Below are 1,146 nucleotides of genomic sequence, written 5' to 3'. Positions count from 1 at the left end.
ACTGCAACCATTACTTCAGATGCGACCTACACACCAACTGTTGTGCCAGCAGTTCCAACTGCAAACCCTGCAACTTCTAAAGATGTTCAAGGTGCAACGCAAACAGGGACACCAACTTTTGCAGGAACAACTGTTCAAGTGAATGGTGAAGATAAAGCTATTACGATCAAAGATAGTAGCTACACACTCTTGGATAAAGAAGGTAACGAAGTTTCAAGCACACCAGCTTATGCCGCTGATGGTACAACTGAAATTGGTACTTACTCAATTGATTCAGCCACTGGTCAAGTAACTTTCACACCGACTGACAAATCATACACTGGTGTGGTAACTCCAGCCAAGGTTCAAGCGGAAAGTTCAAACGGTATCAAGGTGGATACAACATACACACCTGAAATCGTTCCAGTAACACCGACAGCAACACCAGCTGAAACAGAAGATATCCAAGGTGCAACGCAAACTGGTAAACCTGAATTTAAGGGCGGAACTGTAACAGTAGATGGCGTTGAGAAAACAGTAGCGATTAATGAAGCTGTTCCAGCAACCTTCGATGATGGCTCAACCACTAAGACAGTTGACGGTGTTGGTACTTACACAGTAGCAGCAGATGGAACAGTAACCTTCGTTCCAGAAAAATCATTCGTTGGAACTGCACCAGCAGTGACTGTTGTCCGTGAAGACATGAACGGCACAAAAGCCTCAGCAACTTACACACCAACAGTAACACCGGTAACGCCAACTGCAACACCAGCTGAATCAACAGATGTTCAAGGTGCTACACAAACTGGTAAACCTGTATTTACTGAAGGCGATAGCCGTGTGCCAATGAACGATGATGTTCCAGCAACATTTGATGATGGCTCAACTACGAAGACAGTTGATGGCGTTGGTGCCTACACAGTAGCAGCAGACGGTACTGTTACATTTGTTCCAGAACCAAGTTTTACAGGAACAGCACCAGCGGTTACAGTCATTCGTGAAGACAAGAACGGAACAAAAGCTTCAGCGACTTACACACCATCAGTAACACCAATTACAGTGACTCCTACAGACAAGGTTTCTGCGGATATTCAAAACGTTCCTCAAACCCAAACACCAACCTTTGATTTGAGTAATGATAAGACTGCTGAAATCACAAGCAAGAAA

The 1,146-nt window shown here is 44.4% G+C and carries 1 pseudogene; it reads left to right on the top strand.

Going from position 1 to position 1,146, the window contains the following annotated elements:
- Nucleotides 1-1,146: pseudogene (locus H7U01_RS09925) on the top strand (cell surface protein); the annotation flags it as partial.

Origin of the sequence: Streptococcus sp. 21.1 (assembly GCF_016648635.1) — a bacterium.
Classification (GTDB): Bacteria; Bacillota; Bacilli; order Lactobacillales; family Streptococcaceae; genus Streptococcus.
The sequence above is the reverse complement of the archived record's forward strand: the minus strand, read 5'-3'. Positions and strand labels throughout refer to the sequence as shown.